Raw genomic sequence first — 20,316 nt, 5'->3', positions numbered from 1 at the left:
ACCTGTTCCAACAGCGGAGCTCCTGTAGTGAGGATGTCTTGGAGTGACAGACCTCTTCTACAGCGGCTCCGCTGCTTCGTTCACCGGTCTTGACGAACCGCCTTCGTCCTTAACTGAACGGCGTTGGATCTAGAGGCTCAGCTGCGCGGCGGCGCGCGAGGCGAGGATCGGCCTGATGCGCTCGGCGATGACGGCCTGGTGCCGGGGGTCGTCGCGGTAGACGAGGAAGTCGTCGGCGTTGTCGAAGTCGGCCACCACCGCGAAGTCGTAGTTGCCCTGGCTGATGCCCGCGTCAGGGGCGGCGGTGAAGGAGCGGATCTGCGGGATGAGGCCGGGCAGCTCGTGGAGCGCGGCGGCCACGGCGGCCTTCTGCTCGTCGGTGGCCTCTGCGGTCCAGGTGAACATCGCGATGTGGCGGATCATGCCGGTCACTTTATCGATGTATCTGAGGGCGGGTCCGGCCGCTCTGGCATGAGTGGGTGCGGGTGTCCCGCCACGGCGGCCGCCGGGGGAGGGGTCCTCCCGGCGGCCGCCGCATTCAGCTCCAGGCGAGCATGCGGAGGGGATCCTCCAGCATGGCGCCGACGTCGCGCAGGAACGACGAGCCGAGGTCGCCGTCGACGATCCGGTGGTCGAACGAGAGCGACAGGGTGGCCACCTTGCGCACCGCGAGCTCGCCGTCGACCACCCACGGCATGTCCCTGACCTGGCCGAAGCCGAGGATGGCCGACTCGCCCGGGTTGAGGATCGGGGTGCCGCCGTCGACGCCGAACACGCCGATGTTGGTGATGGTGATCGTGCCGCCGGACATCTCCGCCGGCTGCGTGCGGCCGGCCCTGGCCGTCTCGGTGAGCTCGGCCAGCGCCGCCGCGAGCTGCGGCAGCGCCAGGGTGTGGGCGTTCTTGACGTTGGGCACCACCAGGCCGCGCGGGGTGGCGGCGGCGATGCCGAGGTTCACGTGGTGCTTGACCACGATCTCCTGGGCCGCCTCGTCCCACGAGGAGTTGATCATCGGGTGGCGGCGCACCGCGGTCAGCACCGCCTTGGCCACCAGCAGCAGCGGCGAGACCTTGACCTCGGCGAAGTCGGGCAGGGCGCGCAGCCGCCGCACCGCCTCCATCGTCTCGGTCATGTCCACCTGCAGCCACGTGCTCACATGAGGGGCGGTGAACGCGCTGGCCACCATGGCCTGGGCGGTCATCTTGCGCACGCCCTTGACCGGGATGCGCTCCTCCCCCTCCTGCGGCCGCGCGGCGACCGGCCGCGGCGCCGCGGCGGCGTGCACGTCCTCGCGGGTGATCGAGCCCTCGGGGCCGGTGCCCGTGACCGTCGACAGGTCGACGCCGAGGTCCTTGGCCAGCTTGCGTACCGGAGGTTTGGCCAGGACGGCGGGACGCCGCGGCGGCGCGGCAGCCTCAGGCGCCGCGGGGGCCGCCGACGGCGGGCCGTCCACCTCGACCCGCGACGGGTTGGCCACCGGGTTGGCCGGGATGCCGCGCGACGGCGGCTCCTTGCGCGGGCGGCGCCTGGTGGCCCCGGTCTTGACGCCGTAGCCGACCAGGACCGCCTGGCGCTCCTCCTTGGGCGCCGGGCTGCCGTGGGCGCCGGGCTCCACCGCGCCCTCCTCGGGCGGGTTGGGCACCATCTTCTCGGCGTCCTCGGCCGACGGGGGCGCGGGCTCGCCGCCCGGCTCCGCCGTGTCCACGGCGATGATCGGCACGCCCACCTCGACCGTGCGGCCCTCCTCCGCCAGCAGGCCGGCGACCACGCCGTCCCACGGGATGGGGAGCTCGACGATGGACTTCGCCGTCTCGATCTCCACGACGATCTGGTTGACCTTGACCTCGTCGCCCGCCTTGACGTGCCAGCGGACGATCTCCGCCTCCGTCAGGCCCTCGCCGACGTCGGGGAGTTTGAACTCGCGTCGCATCGCACTCCCCTCAGTAACCGAAGGTCCGGTCGACCGCGTCGAGCACCCGGTCCAGGTCGGGCAGGTAGTGCTCCTCCAGCTTCGACGGGGGGTAGGGGGTCGAGAAGCCGCCGACGCGCAGCACCGGCGCCTCCAGGTGGTAGAAGCACCGCTCGGTGATCCTGGCCGCGAGCTCCGCGCCGAAGCCGCTGTTGACCGGCGCCTCGTGCACGACCACGACCCGCCCGGTCCGGCGTACGGAGTCCATGACCGCGGGCTCGTCCAGCGGGTTGAGCGAGCGCAGGTCGATCACCTCCAGCGAACGCCCGTCCTCCTCGGCCGCCGCGGCCGCCTCCAGGCACGTCTTCACCATCGGCCCGTAGGCCAGCAGCGTGACGTCGGACCCCTGGCGTACGGTCCTGGCCGCGTGCAGCGGCGTCCACCAGTCGGTGGAGGAGGTGTCGACGTCCGCCTTCTCCCAGTAGCGGCGCTTGGGCTCGAAGAAGATCACCGGGTCGTCGCTGCGGATCGCCTGCTGGATCATCGTGTACGCGTCGACCGGGTTGGAGCAGGCCACCACCCGCAGCCCGGCCGTGTGCGTGAAGTACGCCTCCGGCGACTCGCTGTGGTGCTCGACCGCGCCGATGCCGCCGCCGCACGGGATGCGGACGACGACCGGCAGCTTGATCGCGCCGAGCGAGCGCATCGGCATCTTGGCCAGCTGCGTGATGATCTGGTCGGCCGCCGGGAAGACGAACCCGTCGAACTGGATCTCGCACACCGGCCGGTAACCGCGCAGCGCCAGGCCGATCGCCGTGCCGATGATGCCCGACTCGGCCAGCGGCGTGTCGATCACGCGGTCCTCGCCGAAGTCCTTCTGCAGCCCGTCGGTGACGCGGAAGACGCCGCCCAGCTTGCCGACGTCCTCGCCCATGATGAGGACCTTGGGGTCGTCCTCCATGGCCTTGCGCATGCCCTCGTTGAGCGCCTTGGACAGGCTCATCGTCGTCATGCCCGGAACCCCTCCAAGTACGCGGCGAACTGGGCGCGCTCCTGCTCCATCAGCGCGTGGGGCTCGCTGTAGACGTGGTCGAAGATGGCGAGCGGACCGGGGTCGGGCATCGCCAGGCAGCGCCGGCGCAGGTCGGCGCCGAGCTGGTCGGCCTCGGCCGCCACGGAGTCGAAGAACGCCTGGTCGGCGTGCTCGTTCTTGAACAGGTACGCCTTGACCCGCTCGATCGGGTCCTTGAGCTTCCACGCCTCCAGCTCGCTGGCCACCCGGTAACGGGTCGGGTCGTCGGTGGTGGTGTGGGCGCCCATCCGGTACGTGAACGCCTCGACGAGCGTCGGCCCCTGCCCGGTGCGGGCCGCTTCGAGCGCCTTGCGGGTCACCGCCAGGCAGGCGAACACGTCGTTGCCGTCGACGCGGATGCCGGGGAAGCCGAAGCCTGAGGCGCGGCGGTAGAGGGGGATGCGGGTCTGCTTCTCCAGCGGCTCGGAGATGGCCCACTGGTTGTTCTGGCAGAAGAACACGATGGGCGCGTTGAACACGCTGGCCCAGATGAACGACTCGTTGACGTCGCCCTGCGAGGTCGCGCCGTCGCCGAAGTAGACGATGGTCGCCGCGTTGGCGTCGTCGCGCTGGATGCCCATCGCGTAGCCGACCGCGTGCAACGTCTGGCTGCCGATCACGATCGTGTAGAGGTGGAAATTGTGCTCCTTCGGGTCCCACCCGCCGTGGTTGACGCCCCTGAACAATCCGAGCAGCTTCACCGGGTCGACGTCGCGGCACCAGGCCACGCCGTGCTCGCGGTAGGTGGGGAAGGCCATGTCGGCGTCGGTCAGCGCGCGGCCCGAACCGATCTGGGCCGCCTCCTGACCCAGCAGCGAGGCCCAGATGCCCAGCTCGCCCTGGCGTTGCAGCGCCACGGCCTCCAGGTCGATGCGCCGGACGAGCACCAGGTCGCGATAGAGCGACCGCACCTCTTCCGGCGTCAGGTCGATGTCGTAGTCGGGATGCTCGACCCGCTCACCCTCGGGGGTGAGCAGCTGGACGAGATCCGGAGGTGCCTCGGCACCACGAGAGGCGTCGATCGTCACGTGCCACTCCTGCTGGTCAGGGCCGGTCTCGATGGGGTTGCCACCTTAACCAGGCCTCCTCTGCGACGAACCGGGAGGTGTTGATTCGTACGCGTTCGGGGCCATCGTGGCAGACATCACAGCCCGGTGCGCAAGCCCCATGTCCTCCCCGTTCCCGTTGTGTCGTCGGCCACACGCGCCGTCAGGACGCCGTTCGGCGCCGGTAGGCTGTCTTTCCCATCACCCCGCTCGCTCCCAGGAGGAACGCACGTGGCCCGCGTCATCGTGGACGTCATGCTGAAGCCCGAGATCCTCGACCCGCAGGGCCAGGCCATCGCCAGGGCGCTGCCCCGGCTCGGCTTCTCCGGCGTCTCCTCCGTACGCCAGGGCAAGCGCTTCGAGATCGAGCTCGAGGGCGCCGCCGACGAGGCGGCTCTCGCCGAGGTGCGCAAGATGGCGGAGACACTCTTGGCGAACACCGTGATTGAGGACTACAGCGTCCGGGTTGAGGGGTAGAAGTCACATTTGGGGCCCTGGTTTCCCCCTGGGGGGTTAAAGTGGGGTTCGGACGTGCCACAATCCCACGGGCGTGCCAACACTAAATAACAACAACGTGATTTTGCGGTTAGCCCCAATTTCACAGGGAAACCTACTCCAGGTGACATTCCGGAGCCCGGAGGAGTCCGGTGGATATTGAGTTCTCGTTGGCACTGCCTCGGGATGCGATCGGCATACCGATGGTCAGGCGGGTGCTGGGCGACGCGATGCGTTCACTCAACGTGAGCGAGACGTGCATCGCCGACATGCTGCTCGCCGTTTCCGAGGCTTGCTCCAACGCGGTCCGGCACGGAGGGCCGGCCAACCGCTACGAGGTGTCCGCGTCGATCGGCTACGGCCAGTGCGACGTCCGCGTCGCCGACAACGGCGACGGCGTCCCGACGATGCCGCCCTGCTTCCCGCCTCCCGACACCGAGAACGGCCGCGGCCTGCTCATCATGCGTTCGGTGGTCGACGAGATCTCCTTCGGCGTCACGCCCGGCCGGGGCACCACGGTCCACCTGCGCAAGCTGCTCGCCTGGGACGACGAGGCCGACGCCCGTCCCCGCGAGCTGGCCGCCGTCTGACCTGCCGCCCGCTCTGACCTGCGCGTCCGTACGGCCCATGAGCCGATGCGGACCACCTGGCAGCACCCGTTAGGCTGATTACACCGCCGCTGACCACCGTCCACCCCGAAGTGACGGTGGCGCGTGCGCGCGCATCCTCGGAGGGGACGACTGTCATGAGCGCTGCCCGTGTGGGCGTAGTCACGTTTCCAGGAACTCTCGACGACCAGGACGCCGCCAGAGCCGTTCGCCTCGTGGGCGCGCAGGCGGTTCCGCTGTGGCACGCCGACCGCGACCTGAAGGGGGTCGACGCCGTCTTCCTGCCCGGCGGCTTCTCCTACGGCGACTACCTGCGTTGCGGCGCCATCTCGCGGTTCGCGCCGCTCATGGAGGAGATCGTGCCGGCCGCCAAGGCCGGGCTGCCGGTGATCGGCACGTGCAACGGCTTCCAGATCCTGTGCGAGGCGCACCTGCTGCCCGGCGCGCTGACCCGTAACGCCTCGCTCCACTACGTCTGCCGCGACCAGAGGTTGCGGGTCGAGCAGACCGCCACCGCGTGGACCAACACGTTCGCGGCCGGCCAGGAGATCGTGCTGCCGGTCAAGCACGGCGAGGGCCGCTACGTCGCCGACGCCGACACCCTGGCCGCGCTGGAGGCCGGCGACCACGTCGTGGTGCGCTACCTCGGCGGCAACCCCAACGGCTCGCTCAACGACATCGCCGGCATCCGCAACGAGGCCGGCAACGTCGTCGGCCTCATGCCCCACCCCGAGCACGCGGTGGAAGAGCTGGTCGGCGCCCCGAGCACCGACGGCCTGGGCTTCTTCACGTCGATCCTCAAGAACCTGGTGAACGCATGAGCGAGCGCAGCGAGCGACCTGGAGAACACGGCGACGAAGTCGGTCGTCCGACCGACGTAGGAGGGCGGATGACCGACAGCGTGCAGCGGGCGGCCGAGACGCCCGACGAGCCGATGCCCTTCGCCGAGCTGGGGATGAAGCAGGACGAGTACGACCGGGTCAAAGAGATCCTGGGCCGCCGTCCGACCGGGGCGGAGCTGGCCATCTACAGCGTCATGTGGTCCGAGCACTGCTCGTACAAATCGTCCAAGGTGCACCTGAAGCAGTTCGCCACCAAGGCGCCCAAGTCCGAGGCGCTGCTCGTGGGCATGGGCGAGAACGCCGGCGTGGTCGACATCGGCGACGGCTGGGCGGCCACGTTCAAGATCGAGTCGCACAACCACCCGTCCTACGTCGAGCCGCACCAGGGCGCGGCCACCGGCGTCGGCGGGATCGTGCGCGACATCATGTCGATGGGCGCCCGCCCGATCGCGGTGATGGACTCGTTGCGCTTCGGCGCGGCCGACGCGGTCGACACCCGCCGGGTGCTGCCCGGCGTGGTCGAGGGCATCAGCCACTACGGAAACTGCCTGGGCCTGCCCAACATCGGCGGCGAGGTCGTCTTCGACCCCTGCTACATCGGCAACCCGCTGGTCAACGCCCTGTGCGTCGGCCTGCTCCGCAAGGACCAGATCAAGCTCGCCACCGCGCCGGGGCCGGGCAACAAGGTCGTGCTGTTCGGCGCCTCCACCGGCCCCGACGGCATCGGCGGCGCGTCCGTGCTGGCCAGTGCCACGTTCGAGGACGAGTCGCAGGCCAAGCGGCCCGCCGTGCAGGTGGGCGACCCGTTCATGGAGAAGCTGCTCATCGAGTGCTGCCTGGAGCTGTACGCCGCCGACGTGGTCGTCGGCATCCAGGACCTCGGCGCGGCCGGCGTCTCCTGCGCCACCACCGAGCTGGCCGCCAAGGGCACGGGCGGCATGACCGTCGACCTCAACCTCGTCCCGCTCCGCGACCCCTCGCTCAGGCCCGAGGAGATCCTCATGAGCGAGTCGCAGGAGCGGATGATGGCCGTGGTCCGGCCCGACGACATCCCGGCGTTCATGGAGATCTGCGCCAGGTGGGACGTCCCGGCCACCGTCATCGGCGAGGTGACCGACACCGGCCGCCTGGTGATGACGTGGGACGGCGAGGTCATCGTCGACATCCCGCCGGGCACCGCGGCCGACGAGGGCCCGGTCTACGAGCGGCCGTTCCACGAGCCCGCGGGGCAGGCCGCCCTCAACGCCGACACGCCCGACCGGCTGGAGCGCCCCGCCGACCTCCGGGCGACGCTGCTGAAGCTGCTCGGCTCGCCCAACCTGGCCTCCAAGGAGTGGGTGACCTCCCAGTACGACCGCTACGTCCGCTCCAACACCGTGCTGGCGCAGCCGGCCGACTCGGGCATGTTGCGGATCTCCGAGGCCATCGCCGGGGCCGAGCCGACGACCCGCGGCATCGCGCTGGCCACCGACGGCAACGGCCGCTACGCCAAGCTCGACCCGTACGCGGGGGCGCAGCTGGCGCTGGCGGAGGCGTACCGGAACGTGGCCGTGACCGGGGCCAAGCCGCTCGCCGTCACCAACTGCCTCAACTTCGGCTCGCCCGAGGACCCGGAGGTCATGTGGCAGTTCGCCGAGGCCACGCGCGGGCTGGCCGACGCCTGCAAGGCGCTCGGCGTGCCGGTGACCGGCGGCAACGTCTCCTTCTACAACCAGACGGGCTCGACGGCCATCAACCCGACCCCGGTCGTGGGCGTGCTCGGCGTCATCGACGACGTGGCCAAGCGGGTGCCGACGGGGTTCGTCGCCGAGGGGCTGCGCGTGGTGCTGCTGGGCGACACCCACGAGGAGTTCGGCGGCTCGGAGTGGGCCCACGTCGCCCACCGTCACCTGGGCGGGCTGCCGCCGCAGGCCGACCTGGAGGCGGAGCAGGCGCTCGCGACCGTGCTCGTCGAGGCGGCCCGGCGCGGCCTGCTGGAGGGCTCCCACGACCTGTCCGACGGCGGGCTCGCCGTCGCGCTCGCCGAGTCCTGCCTGGCGCGGGGCGTCGGGGCCTCGGTGGAGCTGTGCGGTGACGCGTTCACCGACCTGTTCAGCGAGTCGGCGGCGCGGGCGCTGGTCGCGGTGCGGCCGGAGGCGTACGACGAGTTCGCCGCGCTGTGCGCGCGCCACGAGGTGCCCTGCTACGGGCTCGGCGTCACCGGCGGCACGTCGCTGGTGGTCAAGGACCTCTTCGAGGTGCCGGTCGAGGAGCTGCGGGAGACGCACTCGGCGGCGCTGCCGGCGCTGTTCGGCTGACGATCGGCGGTGGGGCCGGCACGGAGTCTCCGTGCCGGCCTTCGCCGTTGACGGCGTTGCAATTTGACCAGCTATTAGCCACTTAATGAGTAAAAGTACGCGTTGGTAACAAGTTGGTACCAGGGATAATCAAGTCTGTGCCAACCCCTGATCAAGCTCCATATCTGCCGCCGGCCACCCAACCCGTGCGCGGCGCCGTCTGGGTCATCCACCTGAGCCTGCCGCTGCTGGGCCTCTGGCTGCTGCTGGCGCAGCCGGACATCAACGTCGTCTGGCAGCACAATCCCAGCCACTTCTGGATGATCCTGGCCGTCGCCGGGATCAGCGTGGTGCTCGGCTTCCTCGTCAGCGAGACCGCGCGGCAGCGGCAGGACGCGCGGCTGTTCCTCGTGTCCATGGTCTTCCTGAGCAGCGCAGGGTTCCTGTTCCTGCACGGGCTCGCCACCCCGAAGATCATCCTGCCGGCCGGCTCGATCGGGTTCGACCTGGACCACCAGGTGGGGCTGTCGATCGCGGCGGTGTTCGCGTTCGCCTCGGCGCTGCCGCTCGGTGAGCGGGCCGCCAAGGCCGTGCTGGACGCGCAGAGCATCATCCGCGCCGTGCTCGTCGCGTTCATGGTGCTCTGGGGCGTCGCGTCGCTGCTGCCCGGGCTGACACCGCTCAGCGCGCCGCCCGATATCTCGCCCATCAACTGGCTGGCGTGGGTGTCGGTGCCAGGGCTGGTGTTGTTCGCGGCGGCGAGCGTGATGATGTTCCTGCTGCACCGGCGGCGCCCGTCGGCCATGCTGGTCAGCCTGCTCACCGCGTACGCGCTGCTGGCCGAGGCGATGATCGCGGGCATGTCGCAGCTCAACTGGCACCTGTCGTGGTGGGAGTGGCACATCCTGCTCACGCTGGCCTTCGTGTTCGTGGCCTACAGCGCGTACCTGCAGTTCAGGCGCGAGGGGTCCAGCGCCGGGCTGTTCGACTCGGTGGCGCTGTCGGGCACCGTGGCGCGCATCCGCCGCGACTACGACCAGGCCCTGGAGGAGATGGTCGAGCACGTACGCCGGGGCGAGCCGCTCGCCGCGGCCCGGTTGTCCGGCAAGTTCCGGCTCAACGAGGGCCAGGTCGCGGTGCTCGACCGGGCGGGCGAGGCGCTGGCCCAGGAGCGCGAGCTGTCCCAACGGCTGGCCGCGCTGGTCGAGGTGAGCGCCCAGACCCGGGTCGGCCTGCCGGAGGACGAGCTGCTGACGACCTCACTGGACCGGGTGCGGCAGGCGTACGGGGACGTCAAGATCGCGCTGGTGTCCGACGGCAAGACCCAGGTCGGCTCGCGCGAGTACACGTTCGCCGACGGCAACCCGATCCGCCGTGACGGGCTGCTGGCCTTCCCGCTCACCGTCAAGGGCAACCTGGCCGGCGTGCTGGAGGTGCCCGTGGGCGGCACCCGCCAGGACGAGGCCCTGGCCTCGACGCTGGCCGGGCAGCTGTCGATCTCGCTGGAGAACGCCCGGCTCTACCGCGAGCTGGACACCCTCTTCCACCAGTACATGTCGCCCGACGTCGCGCACGCGCTGCTCGCCGACCCCTCGCAGGCCGAGCTGGGCGGCCAGCTGAAGGAGCTGACCGCGCTCTTCGCCGACCTCAAGGGCTTCACGACGTTCTCCGAGAAGGTCTCGCCCGGCGAGATCGTGGAGATGCTCAACCGCTACCACACGGCCGCCGTGCCCTGCATCCTCAACAACGGCGGCACGATCGTGCAGTTCGTCGGCGACGCGCTGCTCGCCCTGTTCAACGCGCCCGCCACGCAGGCCGGGCACGCGCAGGCGGCCTGCCGGGCGGCGCTGGAGATGCAGCGGGCCGCCGCCGAGGTGGCCGAGGAGATGGCCTGGAAGCGCGAGGACGGCGTCGAGTGGCCGACGTTCCGCGTCGGCGTCAACACCGGCCCGGCGCTGGTCGGCAACATCGGCAGCCCCGAGCTGCGCGGCTTCAACGCGATGGGCGACTGCGTGAACGTGGCCGCCCGCCTCCAGGGCATCGCCGAGCCCGGCACGGTCGTCATCGGCGAGACGACGCTGCGGCAACTCGGCGATGGCGCGAAGGTGAAGCCTCTGGGACCGCTGAGCCTGAAAGGCAAGGCGGAGCTCGTCACCGCGTACGTTCTGACCGACCTGCAATAAAAGAGCAACACACAAAGCGTCATAATCGGGCGCATGGTTTCAGAGCCCGGAGAGTTCCTGTCCCTGCTGACCGCCGAGGAGGTCGAGGCCGTGCGCGCGGCCGGACGGCTGCGCAAGTGGGATCGGGGCGCGACCGTCATCAACGAGGGAGACACGTCCGACTGGGTGCTCGTGTTGCTGGAGGGGCGGGTAAAGGTCTCCTCCCACACCGACAGCGGCACCGAGGTCGTGCTCGCCGTACGCGGCCCCGGCGGCATCCTCGGGGAGCTGTCGGCCATCGACGGCTCGCCGCGTTCCGCCACGGTGACCGCGTTGGAGCCGATCTCCGGCATCGTGGTGCGCGACTTCGCGACCTTCCTCGAATCCCATGGGAGAATCGCCGTCCTCCTCATGCAGCACGTCAGCTTCCGGCTGCGCGACGCCGACCGCAAACGCATCGAGTACGGCGCGTACGACACCGCCGGCCGGGTGGCCACGCGGCTGCTGGAGCTGGCCGAGCGCTACGGAGAGCAGACCAGCGCCGGCGTGCGCGTGGCGCTGCCCCTGTCGCAGGACGAGCTGGCCGGCTGGACGGGCTCCTCCCGTGAGGCGGTCAGCAAGGCGCTGCGCATGCTGCGCGACCGCGGCCTGATCGAGACCGGCCGCCGCCGCGTCGTCATCCACGACGTCGAGGGCCTGCGCAGACGCGCCAGGTAACCCCCGTCACAAATCGGACGTACGTCGTACGTCATAGTGGAGGTCATGGTCGCGGTCACCCCCCGAGAAGGCAGCAACCTCCGCTACGCCTGGCAGGTCTGCGCCGTCACCAGCCTGGGCCTCGTCCTCATCGGCATCGCCGGCAGCACGCTCAACGTCGCGTTACCGACGGTCGTGCGGCACTTCCACGCCGACGCGATGCAGTCGAGCTGGATCCTGCTGTCGTTCCTGCTGGTGAACACCGCCAGCGTGGTGTTCTTCGGCCGCGTGGCCGACCTGCTCGGGCGACGGGAGGTCTACCTCGCCGGGTTCGCCCTGTTCACCGTGGCCTCGCTGCTGGCGGGTCTGTCGCCGGACGTGTGGTTCCTCATCGCGATGCGCGTGCTGCAGGCCGTCGGCGCGGCGATGATCCTCGCGAACGGCACCGTGATCATCACCGACGCGTTCCCGCCGGAGAAGCTCAGCCAGGGCATGGGCGTCTACTTCGGCGTGATGTCGGTCGCGCAACTGGCCGGGCCCACCGTGGGCGGCCTGATCGCGGAGACCGCCGGCTGGCAGTGGATCTTCTGGGTGAACGTGCCCGCCGGGCTCGTCGCGCTCGTCGTCGGCGCGATCGTCCTGCGCAAGATGCCCAGGCAGCCCAAGGAGCCGGTGGACGCGCTCGGCAACATCCTGCTCTTCACCGCGATGTCCGCGGCGCTGCTGGCCCTGAACGAGACCGGCACGGGCGGCCTGACCAGCCCCGTCGTGCTGGCCGGGGCGGGGGTCTTCCTGGCGCTGCTGCCGCTGATCGTCCTGGTCGAGCGGCGGGCGCCGAACCCCGTGATGAGGCTGCAGCTGTTCGCCGGGCGGCTGCTGGCCTGCGCCAACCTCGCGTCCTTCTGCAACTCCCTCGCGCGCTCGGCGCTGGTGCTGGTGGTGGCGCTGTACTTCCAGGCGGCCCGCGGCGTGGACGCCTTCGAGGCCGGGCTGAGCGTGCTGCCCGTGCCGATCGGGCTCGGGCTGGCCTCGCCGCTGGTCGGCGTGCTGGGGCGGTGGGTGTCGCCGTACGCGCTGTCGATCGGCGGGGCGACGCTGAGCGCCGCCGGGCTCGGCACGCTCATGCTGACGGCCGACCCGGCGACGCCGTACTGGGTGATCGCGATCGGGCTCTTCGTGGCCGGCTGCGGCAGCGGAACGTTCCTCACCGGCAACACCACCCAGGTCATGCAGGCGCTGCCGGCCGGGAGCCTCGGCGTGGTCAACGGCTTCCGCGTCATGGTCATGAACGTCGGCATGGTGATCAGCGTCGGCCTGTCGCTCAGCGTGCTGTCGGCCTCCGTCAGCCCCGAGCTGCGCGCCCAGGTGTACGCGGGCACGCTGTCCAAGTTGTCACCGGTCGCCGTGGAGCAGCTGATGGGCGGGTTCCAGCGGGCGTACGGGGTGCTCTTCGCCGTGGCCGTGGCCGGGGCGGTGCTGGCGGCGTTCGCCCGCTCTCAGAGGGTGCCGGCCAGCCGGGACTCCACGTCGCGGTAGCGCGCGACCGGGACGAGATGCACCCCGGCGAACGCCCCCGAGTCGCGCAGCGCGAGAACCTGCTCGCAGGCCGCCTCCACGCCCGCCATCCGGTCGGCGGCCACCTTCTCCACCAGCTCGCCCGGGATGTCGATGTCGGGGATGGCGGCGGCCAGGCCACGCGCGTGGTTCGCGCTGGCCAGCACCATCACGCCGGCGTAGACCGGCATGTCGACCGGGTGGGCCTCCCGCCACCGCAACTGCGCCTCCACCGAGAAGCTGACCTGGGAGAACAGGAAGTCGGCGGTACGCTTCCAGGCCGGCACCGGCCGCAGCGCGGCGGCCGCCCCGAGGCGGAACTCCGGCGAGAACTCCCGCGCCTCCTCGATCATCGACCGCACCGTCAGGTCGCTCGTCCGGTTGCCGCTCGTCGGCTTGTCGCCGTACACGAAGAGGAACTGATCCACGCCGTACGCCGCCGCCGTCAGCAGGTCGCGGCGGAAGCCGAGCAGGTTGCGGTCGCGCGAGTTGAGACAGGCGATGCCGCGCCCGCCCATCGCCTCGACCTCGTGCGCCACCGCCACGCTGGAGACCGTGGCGCGGCCGATGTGGTTGTCCGGGATGAGGAACGCGTCCGCGATCGTGGTCAGCGTGCCGATCTGGTGGCGTACGCGCTTCAGATCGGGCTTGGTCGGGGGTTCGATCTCGCAGATCAGCTCGAAGGTCACGAACCGGGACTCTAGCGTTCGGCCGCCAGCGCCTCGATGCCGGCCAGCACGAGATCGACGCCGAACGTGTCGTACACCTCCGGCGAGATCGCGCCCACCAGCGGGCCCGCCATCTCCACCAGGTGCGGGTAACGCTCGGCGGGCAGCGTCTCCAGGCCGAGCCGCTTGGCCCGCACGAGCCGCGCGACTTCCTCGTCGGAGCGCCCGGCCTGGTGGTGGACGGGGGCGTCGGCGATGGCGATGGCGCTCTGCAGCAGGTATTTGGTGATCAGGCAGCTCTCCTCCGCGCTGAACCCCGCGCCACGGGCCAGCCCGAGCGCCAGGTCCCAGACCGCCAGGAAGTTGGGCACCTCGACCGCGTCGATCTGCTCGATCACGTCCTTGGCGCACGGATGCGCGCGCAACGTCCTGACCAGCCCCTGGGTCAGGTCGCGCAACTGCTCCTGCCAGGGCCGCTCGTCGGCCGGCTCGGGCGCGAACCCGCCGATCAGGTGGTCGGCCATGCCGATGAGCAGCTGCTCCTTGTTCTTGTAGTGCCAGTAGAGCGCCATCGGCGTCACACCCAGGTCGCCGGCCAGACGCCGGATGGTCACCGCGTCCAGCCCTTCGGCGTCCCCGATCTCCAGAGCCCGCTCAGCGATCATCCCCGCGGTCAGCTTTCCCATCACGGTCGCGCGGAGTGCTGCTCGAGACGGAAGAGGAATCCGCGCTCCCTCCCTTCGGATTGTGTCAGTGCGAGCCGGTATCGTGACGGCTCCATCACAGAACGTGAGGAGGCCGGTGTGCGTAGGTCGTTCACATTCCTCCTGCGCCCCACACGCAGGCAGGCACGTGCACTCGCCGTCTGCGTCGAGGACCATCGGCAGCTCTACAACGCGGCGCTCGAACATCGGCGCACAGCGTACGCGAGGGCGGGCGCCACCATCCGCTACGGCGACCAGTCGGCCGAGTTGAAACACATCCGCGCCGACGACGAAGAGGGCCAGGGACGCTGGTCGTTCTCGTCCCAGCAGGCCACCCTGCGCCGCCTGGACAGAGGGTTCACCGCCTTCTTTCGCCGAGTCGCCGCCGGGGCGAAACCCGGTTATCCACGGTTCAAGGGGCGGGGCCGGTTTCACACCGTCGAATGGCCCAAGGACGGCGACGGCTGCCGATGGGACTCCCGGCCCGAGCACCCGAGCGCCGCCTTCGTCTGTCTGCAGGGCATTGGGCATGTCCGCGTTCACCAGCATCGTCCGGTGCGGGGCCGGGTGAAGACCATCGCGGTCAAGAGGGAGCGCGAGCGCTGGTACGTCGTGCTGTCGTGCGAGGACGTCCCCGCCGAGCCCTTGCCCTCCACGGATGCCGTCGCGGGGATCGACCTGGGCGTGGTCTCGCTGATCACCACCTCCGACGGAGACCACCTCGCCAACGCGCGCTGGTCGAGGGCGTCCGCGCAGCGGCTGGCCATCGCCCAACAGGCGCTCGCCAGGAAACAGCGAGGCTCCGGACGCCGTCGCAAGGCCGTCATCCGGCTCGCGGCCCTGCACACCAAGATGCGCAGGCAGCGGCTGGACCACGCGCACAAGACCGCTCTGGCCCTGGTCCGGAGATACCACCTCATCGTGCACGAGGACCTTCGGATCGCCGGCATGACCAGACGGGCCGCTCCACGTGCCCTTCGTGAAGCCGCGGAGGCGGCCTAGCGAGAAACCGCCCCCTTCGGGGAGCGGAGGAGTCACCACGGTTGACAACTATACGGCGTACATGAACTATACGACGTACAAGTACGGCGTATAGGAGGCAGGCGTGCGCTGGTGGGCGTTGGGCGCGGTTACCGCGGGAACTTTCATGACTTATCTCGACAACAACGTGGGCAACGTGGCGTTGCCCACCATCCAGCGTGACCTGGGGCTGACGATCTCGGGGCTGGAGTGGGTCGTGAGCTCGTACATCCTCGTGTTCGCCGGGCTCATGCTGGTCGGCGGGCGGCTGGCGGACGTGTTCGGCGCGCGCAGGACGTTCCTGGGCGGGCTGGCGGTCTTCACGCTGGCGTCGCTGGCCGCCGGGCTGGCCGAGTCGGGCGGCACGCTGGTCGCCGCGCGGGCGGTGCAGGGCGTCGGGGCGGCGCTGCTCACGCCCACCGCCCTGGCCCTGATCGGCCAGATCTTCCCCGACCCCGCCGAGCGCGGCCGGGCGGTCGGGATCTGGAGCGCCTCCGGAGCGCTGTCGATGGCGCTCGGCCCGATCACGGGCGGCTTCATCAGCGAGCACCTGCACTGGGGGTGGATCTACCTGATCAATGTCCCGATCGGGGTGGCGACGTTCGCGCTGGCGTTCCGGACGGTCAGGCCCGCGTTCCAGCGGGTGCGCCGCAGCCTCGACCTGCCCGGCCTGGCGGCCTCGGCGCTGGCGCTGTTCGCCCTGACGTACGCGCTGATCGAGGGCGAGTCGGCCGGCTGGACGTCGCCCGGGATTCTGGCCGCGTTCGGCGTGTTGGCGGCGGCGGCCGTGGCGTTCGTGCTGGCCGAGTCGCGGGCCGGCGAGCCGATGGCGGACCTGTCGCTGTTCCGGCGGCGGGTGTTCGGCGGCGGGCTGCTCACCAGCGGGATCTGGTCGTTCGGCGTGTTCGGGATCTACTTCTTCAGCGCGATGTGGCTGCAGAACGTGCTCGGCTTCTCCCCCACCGAGGCGGGCGCCGCGTTCGTGCCGATGGCGCTGGTCATGGGGGTGACCGCGGTGGTGTCGCAGCGGGTGAGCGCGTGGCTCGGCGTCGCGCGCACAGTGGCCCTCGGCACGGCGCTCATGGGCGTCGCGATCTTCCTGATCTCCCGCGTCGGCGCCGACGGCTCGTACGCCGACGTGGCCCCCTGGTTCATCCTGTACGGCCTCGGCGGCGGCCTGATGGTGCCGCTGACGGCCGCGGTGCTCGGCGGGATGCCCGAGAACCGGGCCGGCGTGGCCTCGGGCATGTTCAACGTCTCGCGCGAGGTGTTCGGCCTGCTCGGCATCACGCTGCTGGGCGCGTTCCTGACCTCGGCGCAGAGCGCCAGCGACCTGCCGCCGCTGCTCGCCTTCCTCGACGCCTACCGGTTCACGCTGGTCGTCGCGGCGGCCGTGTTGCTGGCGGGCATCCCGCTGGCCCTGTACGCCCTGCGCCACGTCCCCGAGCGGCCGCAGGAGGACGACGAGCCTCAGGCGGCGGCGACCGTCGGCTCGTCGAACTGAGTGCGGTAGAGCTCCTCGTAGCGGCCGCCGGCGGCGAGCAGCTCGGCGTGCGTGCCGCGCTCGACCACCCGTCCGTCCTCGATGACGAGGATGAGGTCGGCGGCCCGCACGGTGGAGAGCCGGTGCGCGATCACCACGGCGGTCCTGCCCTCCAGCGCCTCGCCGAGCGCCGCCTGCACGGCCGCCTCGTTGGTGGAGTCGAGCGCCGCCGTGGCCTCGTCCAGGATGACCACCCTGGGGCGGGCCAGCAGCAGGCGGGCGATGGTCAGCCGCTGGCGCTCGCCGCCCGACAGCCGGTAGCCGCGTTCGCCCACGACCGTGTCGAGCCCGTCGGGCAACGACTCGATGAGCGGGGCGAGGCGGGCGCGGGTGATCGCGTCCCACAGCTCCTCGTCGCTCGCCTCGGGCCTGGCCAGCAGCAGGTTGGCCCGGATCGTGTCGTGGAACAGGTGACCGTCCTGGGTGACCATGCCGAGGGTGGCGCGGATCGACTCGGCGCTCAGGTCCCGAACGTCGACGCCGCCGAGACGTACGGCGCCGGAGTCGGCGTCGTACAGGCGGGGAATCAGCTGGGCGATGGTGGACTTGCCCGCCCCCGACGAGCCGACGAGGGCCACCATCTGCCCCGGCTCGGCCCGGAACGACACCCCGTGCAGCACCTCCTCGCCGCCGCGCGCGTCGAGCACGGCGACCTCCTCCAGCGAGGCGAGCGACACCTTGTCGGCCGACGGGTACGAGAAGCGCACGTCGTCGAACTCCACCGACACCGGGCCTTCCGGCACCGATCGTGCGTCCGGCTTGTCCTGGATGAGCGGCTTGAGGTCGAGCACCTCGAAGACCCGCTCGAAGCTGACGACCGCGCTCATCACGTCCACCCGCGCGCTGGCCAGGGCGGTGAGCGGGGCGTAGAGGCGGGTCAGGAGCATGGCCATCGACACGAGCGCGCCCGGGGCGAGCCGGTCGGCCAGGGCGTAGAAGCCGCCGAGGCCGTACACGAGGGCCAGGGCGAGGGCCGACACCAGGGTCAGCGCGGTCACGAAGGCGTACTGGGTCATGGCCGAGCGCACCCCGATGTCGCGCACCCGGCGGGCCCGGCGGGCGAACTCGGCCGACTCGTACGCGGGCCGGCCGAACAGCTTCACCAGCGTCGCGCCCGGCGCAGAGAAGCGCTCGGTCATCTGGTTGCCCATGGCCGCGTTGTGGTCGGCCGCCTCGCGCCGCAGCCGGGCGATCCGGACGCCCATCCGCCGCGCGGGCAGCACGAACACCGGCAGGAGCAGCAGCGCCAGCAGCGTGATCTGCCAGGAGATGCTGATCATGGCGGTGAGCGTGAGCAGGAGTGTCACGACGTTGCCGGCCACGCCGGACAGGGTGTCGGTGAACGCCCGCTGCGCCCCGATCACGTCGTTGTTGAGCCGGCTGACGAGCGCGCCGGTGCGGGTTCTGGTGAAGAAGGCCACCGGCATGCGCTGGACGTGGTCGAAGACGGCCGTGCGCAGGTCGAGGATGAGGTCCTCCCCCAGGCCGGCCGACAACCACCGGTTCAGCAGCCCGAGCCCGGCCTCGGCGACCGCCAGGGCGGCGATCAGCAGGGCCACCCCGACCACCACGCCGAGCGGCTCGCGGTTGAAGACGGCGTCCACCACCCGGCCGGCGAGCAGCGGCGCGGCCACCGCCAGGCCTGCCAGCACGACGCTGAGCAGCAGGAACAGCGTCAGCTTGCGCCGGTGCGGGCGCGCGAACCCCGCGATACGGCGGAGCGTCGCCCTGGAGACAGAGCGACGCTCCTGCCGGTCGTTCATCGAGTACAGCTGGTGCCAGGCGGTCACTTCCATGCTCATGGCACGGAACGCTAGAGCCTCAAGTTAAGTTGAGGTCAAGCGCCGATCTTCTTGCCGGCGCCGTGCCACACCACCGCGACCGCGGGGCGCGGCTGGCTGTCGCCGCCGTCCGGCCAGCGGCTCGAGGGGTTGTCCGGGCTCGCGTCGTCGGTCTCGCCCGGGTGCTGCACCGCCACGAAGACGCTGCGCTGGTCCTCGGTCACCATCGGGCCGCAGGTCTCGGCGCCGATCGGGACGCTCAGGAACTGGCGCAGGTGGCCGCGCTCCTTGCCCTCGACCGGCATCACGAAGAGGCCGTCGTTGGTGCCGAGCGCGTTGCCGTCCGTGGAGATCCACAGGTTGCCGTCGCGGTCGAACGCGAGGTTGTCGGGGCACGAGATCGGCGACACCTTGCTCTTGTCGAAGCCCGCGAAGTAGGTGGCCGGGTCCTTCGGGTCGCCGCAGACCAGCGGCAGCGACCAGGCGAACTTCGTCGCCGCCGCGTCGTTCCGCTGCTCGATGATCTCCAGCACGTGGCCGTGCTTGTTCGCCGAGCGCGGGTTGGCCTCGTCGGCCTCGGCCGCCGTGCGGTTGGTGTTGTTGGTCAGCGCCACGTACACGCCGCCGGTGACCGGGTTGCGCTCCATGTCCTCGGGGCGGTCCATCTTCGTGGCGCCCACCTTGTCGGCGGCGATGCGGGTGTAGACCAGCACCTCCTCGGCGGACATGCCCTTGACGTACGACCGCCCGCCCGACACCAGCGGGATCCACTGGCCGGAGCCGTCGAACTCGCGGTCGCGGGGCAGCTTGCCGGAGCCGTCGATCTCGGAGTCGGGGCTGTCGCCGGTGAGCTTGGCGACGTACAGGGTGCCCTCGTCCAGCAGGCCGCGGTTGTGCCGGTCGTTGCCGGGGATGTAGCGGTCCTTCGAGACGAACTTGTAGACGTACTCGTAGCGGGCGTCGTCGCCCATGTACACGACGAGGCGGCGGTCACGCGACAGCGTCGTGGTGGCGGCCTCGTGCTTGAAGCGGCCGAGCGCGGTGCGCTTGACGGGCGTGGAGTCGGGGTCGAACGGGTCGATCTCCACGATCCAGCCGAAGCGGTTGGCCTCGTTCGGGTGCTTCTCGAGGTCGAAGCGCTCCTCGACGCGGTCGAACCTGCGGCTGTCCTCAGGGACGCCGGAGGGGATCGTGTAGCGGGCGGTGTACGGCCGCTGCGCCTCCGGCACCTTGTCGCCGTTGATGAAGTACTGGTCGATGTTCTCCTCGGCGGTCAGCACGGTGCCCCACGGGGTCGTGCCGCCGGCGCAGTTGTTCAGCATGCCGACGGGCTTGACGCCCGCGGGGTCTGCCGCCGTCTTGAGCAGGTCGCTGCCCACGGCCGGCCCGCTGAACCGCATCGGGGTCTGCGCGGTGATGCGCCGGTTGTAGCGGCGGCGGCCGCTGGTGACCAGCTTCCACTCGCCGGTGTTGCCGGAGCGCTCGATCTCCACGACCGAGCCGCCGTGCGCGGCGAGAGCGATCTTGATCTGCTCCTCGGTCGCGTCCGCCCCGCTGGTGTAGCCGCGGAACATGAGGGCCTCGCCCGAGTACTCGTGGTTGACCCACAGCAGCGCACGGTCCTTGCCCATCGGGAACATCGTCACGAAGTCGCAGTTGTAGCCGAACTGCTTGCTCTGGGCCTCGGCGCTCTGGTTGTCGAAGTCGAACTCCGGCGCGTCGGGCAGCACCGGATCACCCCAGCGCACCACCACGGACGACTTGTAGCCGTTGGGGACGCGCAGCGCGTCCTCCTTGTTCGGCGGGACGGCGGTGAAACGCAGGTCACCGCCGCCACCGTGGCCGCCACTGTGGCCGCCACTGTGGCCGCCACTGTGGCCGCGGCCGCGCGAGGCCGCCTCGGGGTCGTCCGCCAGCGCCGGCACGGCGCCCGCCACGCC

17 protein-coding genes are annotated in these 20,316 nt (G+C 70.7%); 9 read left to right on the top strand and 8 right to left on the bottom strand.

The window, feature by feature from the left end; translation table 11 throughout:
• Nucleotides 1-129: 129 nt before the first annotated feature.
• The 4 genes from C1J01_RS30885 to pdhA form a co-directional block, all read right to left on the bottom strand.
• The gene (locus C1J01_RS30885; RefSeq protein ID WP_111182499.1) at nucleotides 130-423 is read right to left on the bottom strand and encodes a Dabb family protein; all 294 of its coding nucleotides are present in this window, start codon (nucleotides 421-423) and stop codon (nucleotides 130-132) included.
• A gap of 115 nt (nucleotides 424-538) precedes the next feature.
• Complete coding sequence (locus C1J01_RS30880; RefSeq protein WP_111182497.1) at nucleotides 539-1,930, bottom strand: dihydrolipoamide acetyltransferase family protein; 1,392 nt, start codon at nucleotides 1,928-1,930, stop codon at nucleotides 539-541.
• Nucleotides 1,931-1,940: 10 nt separating this feature from the next.
• Nucleotides 1,941-2,921 (bottom strand): alpha-ketoacid dehydrogenase subunit beta, encoded by a 981-nt coding sequence (locus C1J01_RS30875; RefSeq protein WP_111182496.1) that lies wholly within the window; start codon nucleotides 2,919-2,921, stop codon nucleotides 1,941-1,943.
• Nucleotides 2,918-4,009 carry a pyruvate dehydrogenase (acetyl-transferring) E1 component subunit alpha gene (gene pdhA, locus C1J01_RS30870; RefSeq protein WP_111182495.1) on the bottom strand — a complete coding sequence of 364 codons (1,092 nt, stop codon included), beginning with the start codon at nucleotides 4,007-4,009 and terminating at the stop codon, nucleotides 2,918-2,920. Before pdhA ends, C1J01_RS30875 begins: the two co-directional genes overlap by 4 nt.
• A 249-nt stretch (nucleotides 4,010-4,258) precedes the next feature.
• Here pdhA and purS point away from each other — a divergent pair, with 249 nt between their 5' ends.
• From purS to C1J01_RS30835, 7 genes are all read left to right on the top strand, one after another.
• Entirely contained in the window at nucleotides 4,259-4,504 is a 246-nt protein-coding gene (gene purS / locus C1J01_RS30865) for a phosphoribosylformylglycinamidine synthase subunit PurS (RefSeq protein WP_111182494.1), read from the top strand.
• Between the two features lie 170 nt (nucleotides 4,505-4,674).
• A complete protein-coding gene (locus C1J01_RS30860) occupies nucleotides 4,675-5,112 on the top strand; it encodes an ATP-binding protein (RefSeq protein ID WP_235854775.1) in 438 nt (145 codons plus the stop codon).
• Between the two features lie 155 nt (nucleotides 5,113-5,267).
• Nucleotides 5,268-5,951 carry a phosphoribosylformylglycinamidine synthase subunit PurQ gene (gene purQ / locus C1J01_RS30855; RefSeq protein ID WP_111182492.1) on the top strand — a complete coding sequence of 228 codons (684 nt, stop codon included), beginning with the start codon at nucleotides 5,268-5,270 and terminating at the stop codon, nucleotides 5,949-5,951.
• Between the two features lie 68 nt (nucleotides 5,952-6,019).
• A complete protein-coding gene (gene purL / locus C1J01_RS30850; RefSeq protein WP_111182491.1) occupies nucleotides 6,020-8,269 on the top strand; it encodes a phosphoribosylformylglycinamidine synthase subunit PurL in 2,250 nt (749 codons plus the stop codon).
• A gap of 137 nt (nucleotides 8,270-8,406) precedes the next feature.
• Nucleotides 8,407-10,431, top strand: coding sequence for an adenylate/guanylate cyclase domain-containing protein (locus tag C1J01_RS30845; RefSeq protein ID WP_235854774.1), 2,025 nt, complete (start codon nucleotides 8,407-8,409; stop codon nucleotides 10,429-10,431).
• Between the two features lie 33 nt (nucleotides 10,432-10,464).
• Nucleotides 10,465-11,127 (top strand): Crp/Fnr family transcriptional regulator, encoded by a 663-nt coding sequence (locus C1J01_RS30840; protein ID WP_111182490.1) that lies wholly within the window; start codon nucleotides 10,465-10,467, stop codon nucleotides 11,125-11,127.
• 45 nt (nucleotides 11,128-11,172) lie between these two features.
• Entirely contained in the window at nucleotides 11,173-12,642 is a 1,470-nt protein-coding gene (locus tag C1J01_RS30835; protein ID WP_111182489.1) for an MFS transporter, read from the top strand.
• On the opposite strand, the gene C1J01_RS30830 is transcribed toward C1J01_RS30835, so the two are convergent.
• Both C1J01_RS30830 and C1J01_RS30825 read right to left on the bottom strand, forming a co-directional pair.
• Nucleotides 12,603-13,349, bottom strand: coding sequence for a methylenetetrahydrofolate reductase (locus tag C1J01_RS30830; protein WP_111182488.1), 747 nt, complete (start codon nucleotides 13,347-13,349; stop codon nucleotides 12,603-12,605). The genes C1J01_RS30835 and C1J01_RS30830 overlap by 40 nt on opposite strands.
• 11 nt (nucleotides 13,350-13,360) lie before the next feature.
• The gene (locus C1J01_RS30825) at nucleotides 13,361-13,993 is read right to left on the bottom strand and encodes a TetR/AcrR family transcriptional regulator (RefSeq protein ID WP_181449050.1); all 633 of its coding nucleotides are present in this window, start codon (nucleotides 13,991-13,993) and stop codon (nucleotides 13,361-13,363) included.
• 138 nt (nucleotides 13,994-14,131) lie between these two features.
• Here C1J01_RS30825 and C1J01_RS30820 point away from each other — a divergent pair, with 138 nt between their 5' ends.
• Nucleotides 14,132-15,034 (top strand): RNA-guided endonuclease InsQ/TnpB family protein, encoded by a 903-nt coding sequence (locus tag C1J01_RS30820; RefSeq protein ID WP_235854773.1) that lies wholly within the window; start codon nucleotides 14,132-14,134, stop codon nucleotides 15,032-15,034.
• Between the two features lie 103 nt (nucleotides 15,035-15,137).
• Entirely contained in the window at nucleotides 15,138-16,556 is a 1,419-nt protein-coding gene (locus C1J01_RS30815; RefSeq protein WP_268958760.1) for an MFS transporter, read from the top strand.
• Here the strand turns inward: C1J01_RS30815 and C1J01_RS30810 are convergent.
• Nucleotides 16,523-18,397 (bottom strand): ABC transporter ATP-binding protein, encoded by a 1,875-nt coding sequence (locus tag C1J01_RS30810; protein WP_111182485.1) that lies wholly within the window; start codon nucleotides 18,395-18,397, stop codon nucleotides 16,523-16,525. The genes C1J01_RS30815 and C1J01_RS30810 overlap by 34 nt on opposite strands.
• A gap of 35 nt (nucleotides 18,398-18,432) precedes the next feature.
• Nucleotides 18,433-20,316: PhoX family protein (locus C1J01_RS30805; RefSeq protein ID WP_111182484.1), on the bottom strand; the 1,884-nt coding region annotated here is incomplete at its 5' end.

It is taken from the genome of Nonomuraea aridisoli (genome assembly GCF_003236395.1).
Classification (GTDB): Bacteria; Actinomycetota; Actinomycetes; order Streptosporangiales; family Streptosporangiaceae; genus Nonomuraea; species Nonomuraea aridisoli.
The sequence above is the reverse complement of the archived record's forward strand: the minus strand, read 5'-3'. Positions and strand labels throughout refer to the sequence as shown.

Coding starts and splice junctions, on each gene's coding strand:
- C1J01_RS30885 (WP_111182499.1), bottom strand. CDS start 423: ATGATCCGCCACATCGCGATGTTCACCTGGACCGCAGAGGCCACCGAC.
- C1J01_RS30880 (WP_111182497.1), bottom strand. CDS start 1,930: ATGCGACGCGAGTTCAAACTCCCCGACGTCGGCGAGGGCCTGACGGAG.
- C1J01_RS30875 (WP_111182496.1), bottom strand. CDS start 2,921: ATGACGACGATGAGCCTGTCCAAGGCGCTCAACGAGGGCATGCGCAAG.
- purQ (WP_111182492.1), top strand. CDS start 5,268: ATGAGCGCTGCCCGTGTGGGCGTAGTCACGTTTCCAGGAACTCTCGAC.
- purL (WP_111182491.1), top strand. CDS start 6,020: ATGACCGACAGCGTGCAGCGGGCGGCCGAGACGCCCGACGAGCCGATG.
- C1J01_RS30840 (WP_111182490.1), top strand. CDS start 10,465: ATGGTTTCAGAGCCCGGAGAGTTCCTGTCCCTGCTGACCGCCGAGGAG.
- C1J01_RS30835 (WP_111182489.1), top strand. CDS start 11,173: ATGGTCGCGGTCACCCCCCGAGAAGGCAGCAACCTCCGCTACGCCTGG.
- C1J01_RS30825 (WP_181449050.1), bottom strand. CDS start 13,993: ATGATCGCTGAGCGGGCTCTGGAGATCGGGGACGCCGAAGGGCTGGAC.
- C1J01_RS30810 (WP_111182485.1), bottom strand. CDS start 18,397: ATGAGCATGGAAGTGACCGCCTGGCACCAGCTGTACTCGATGAACGAC.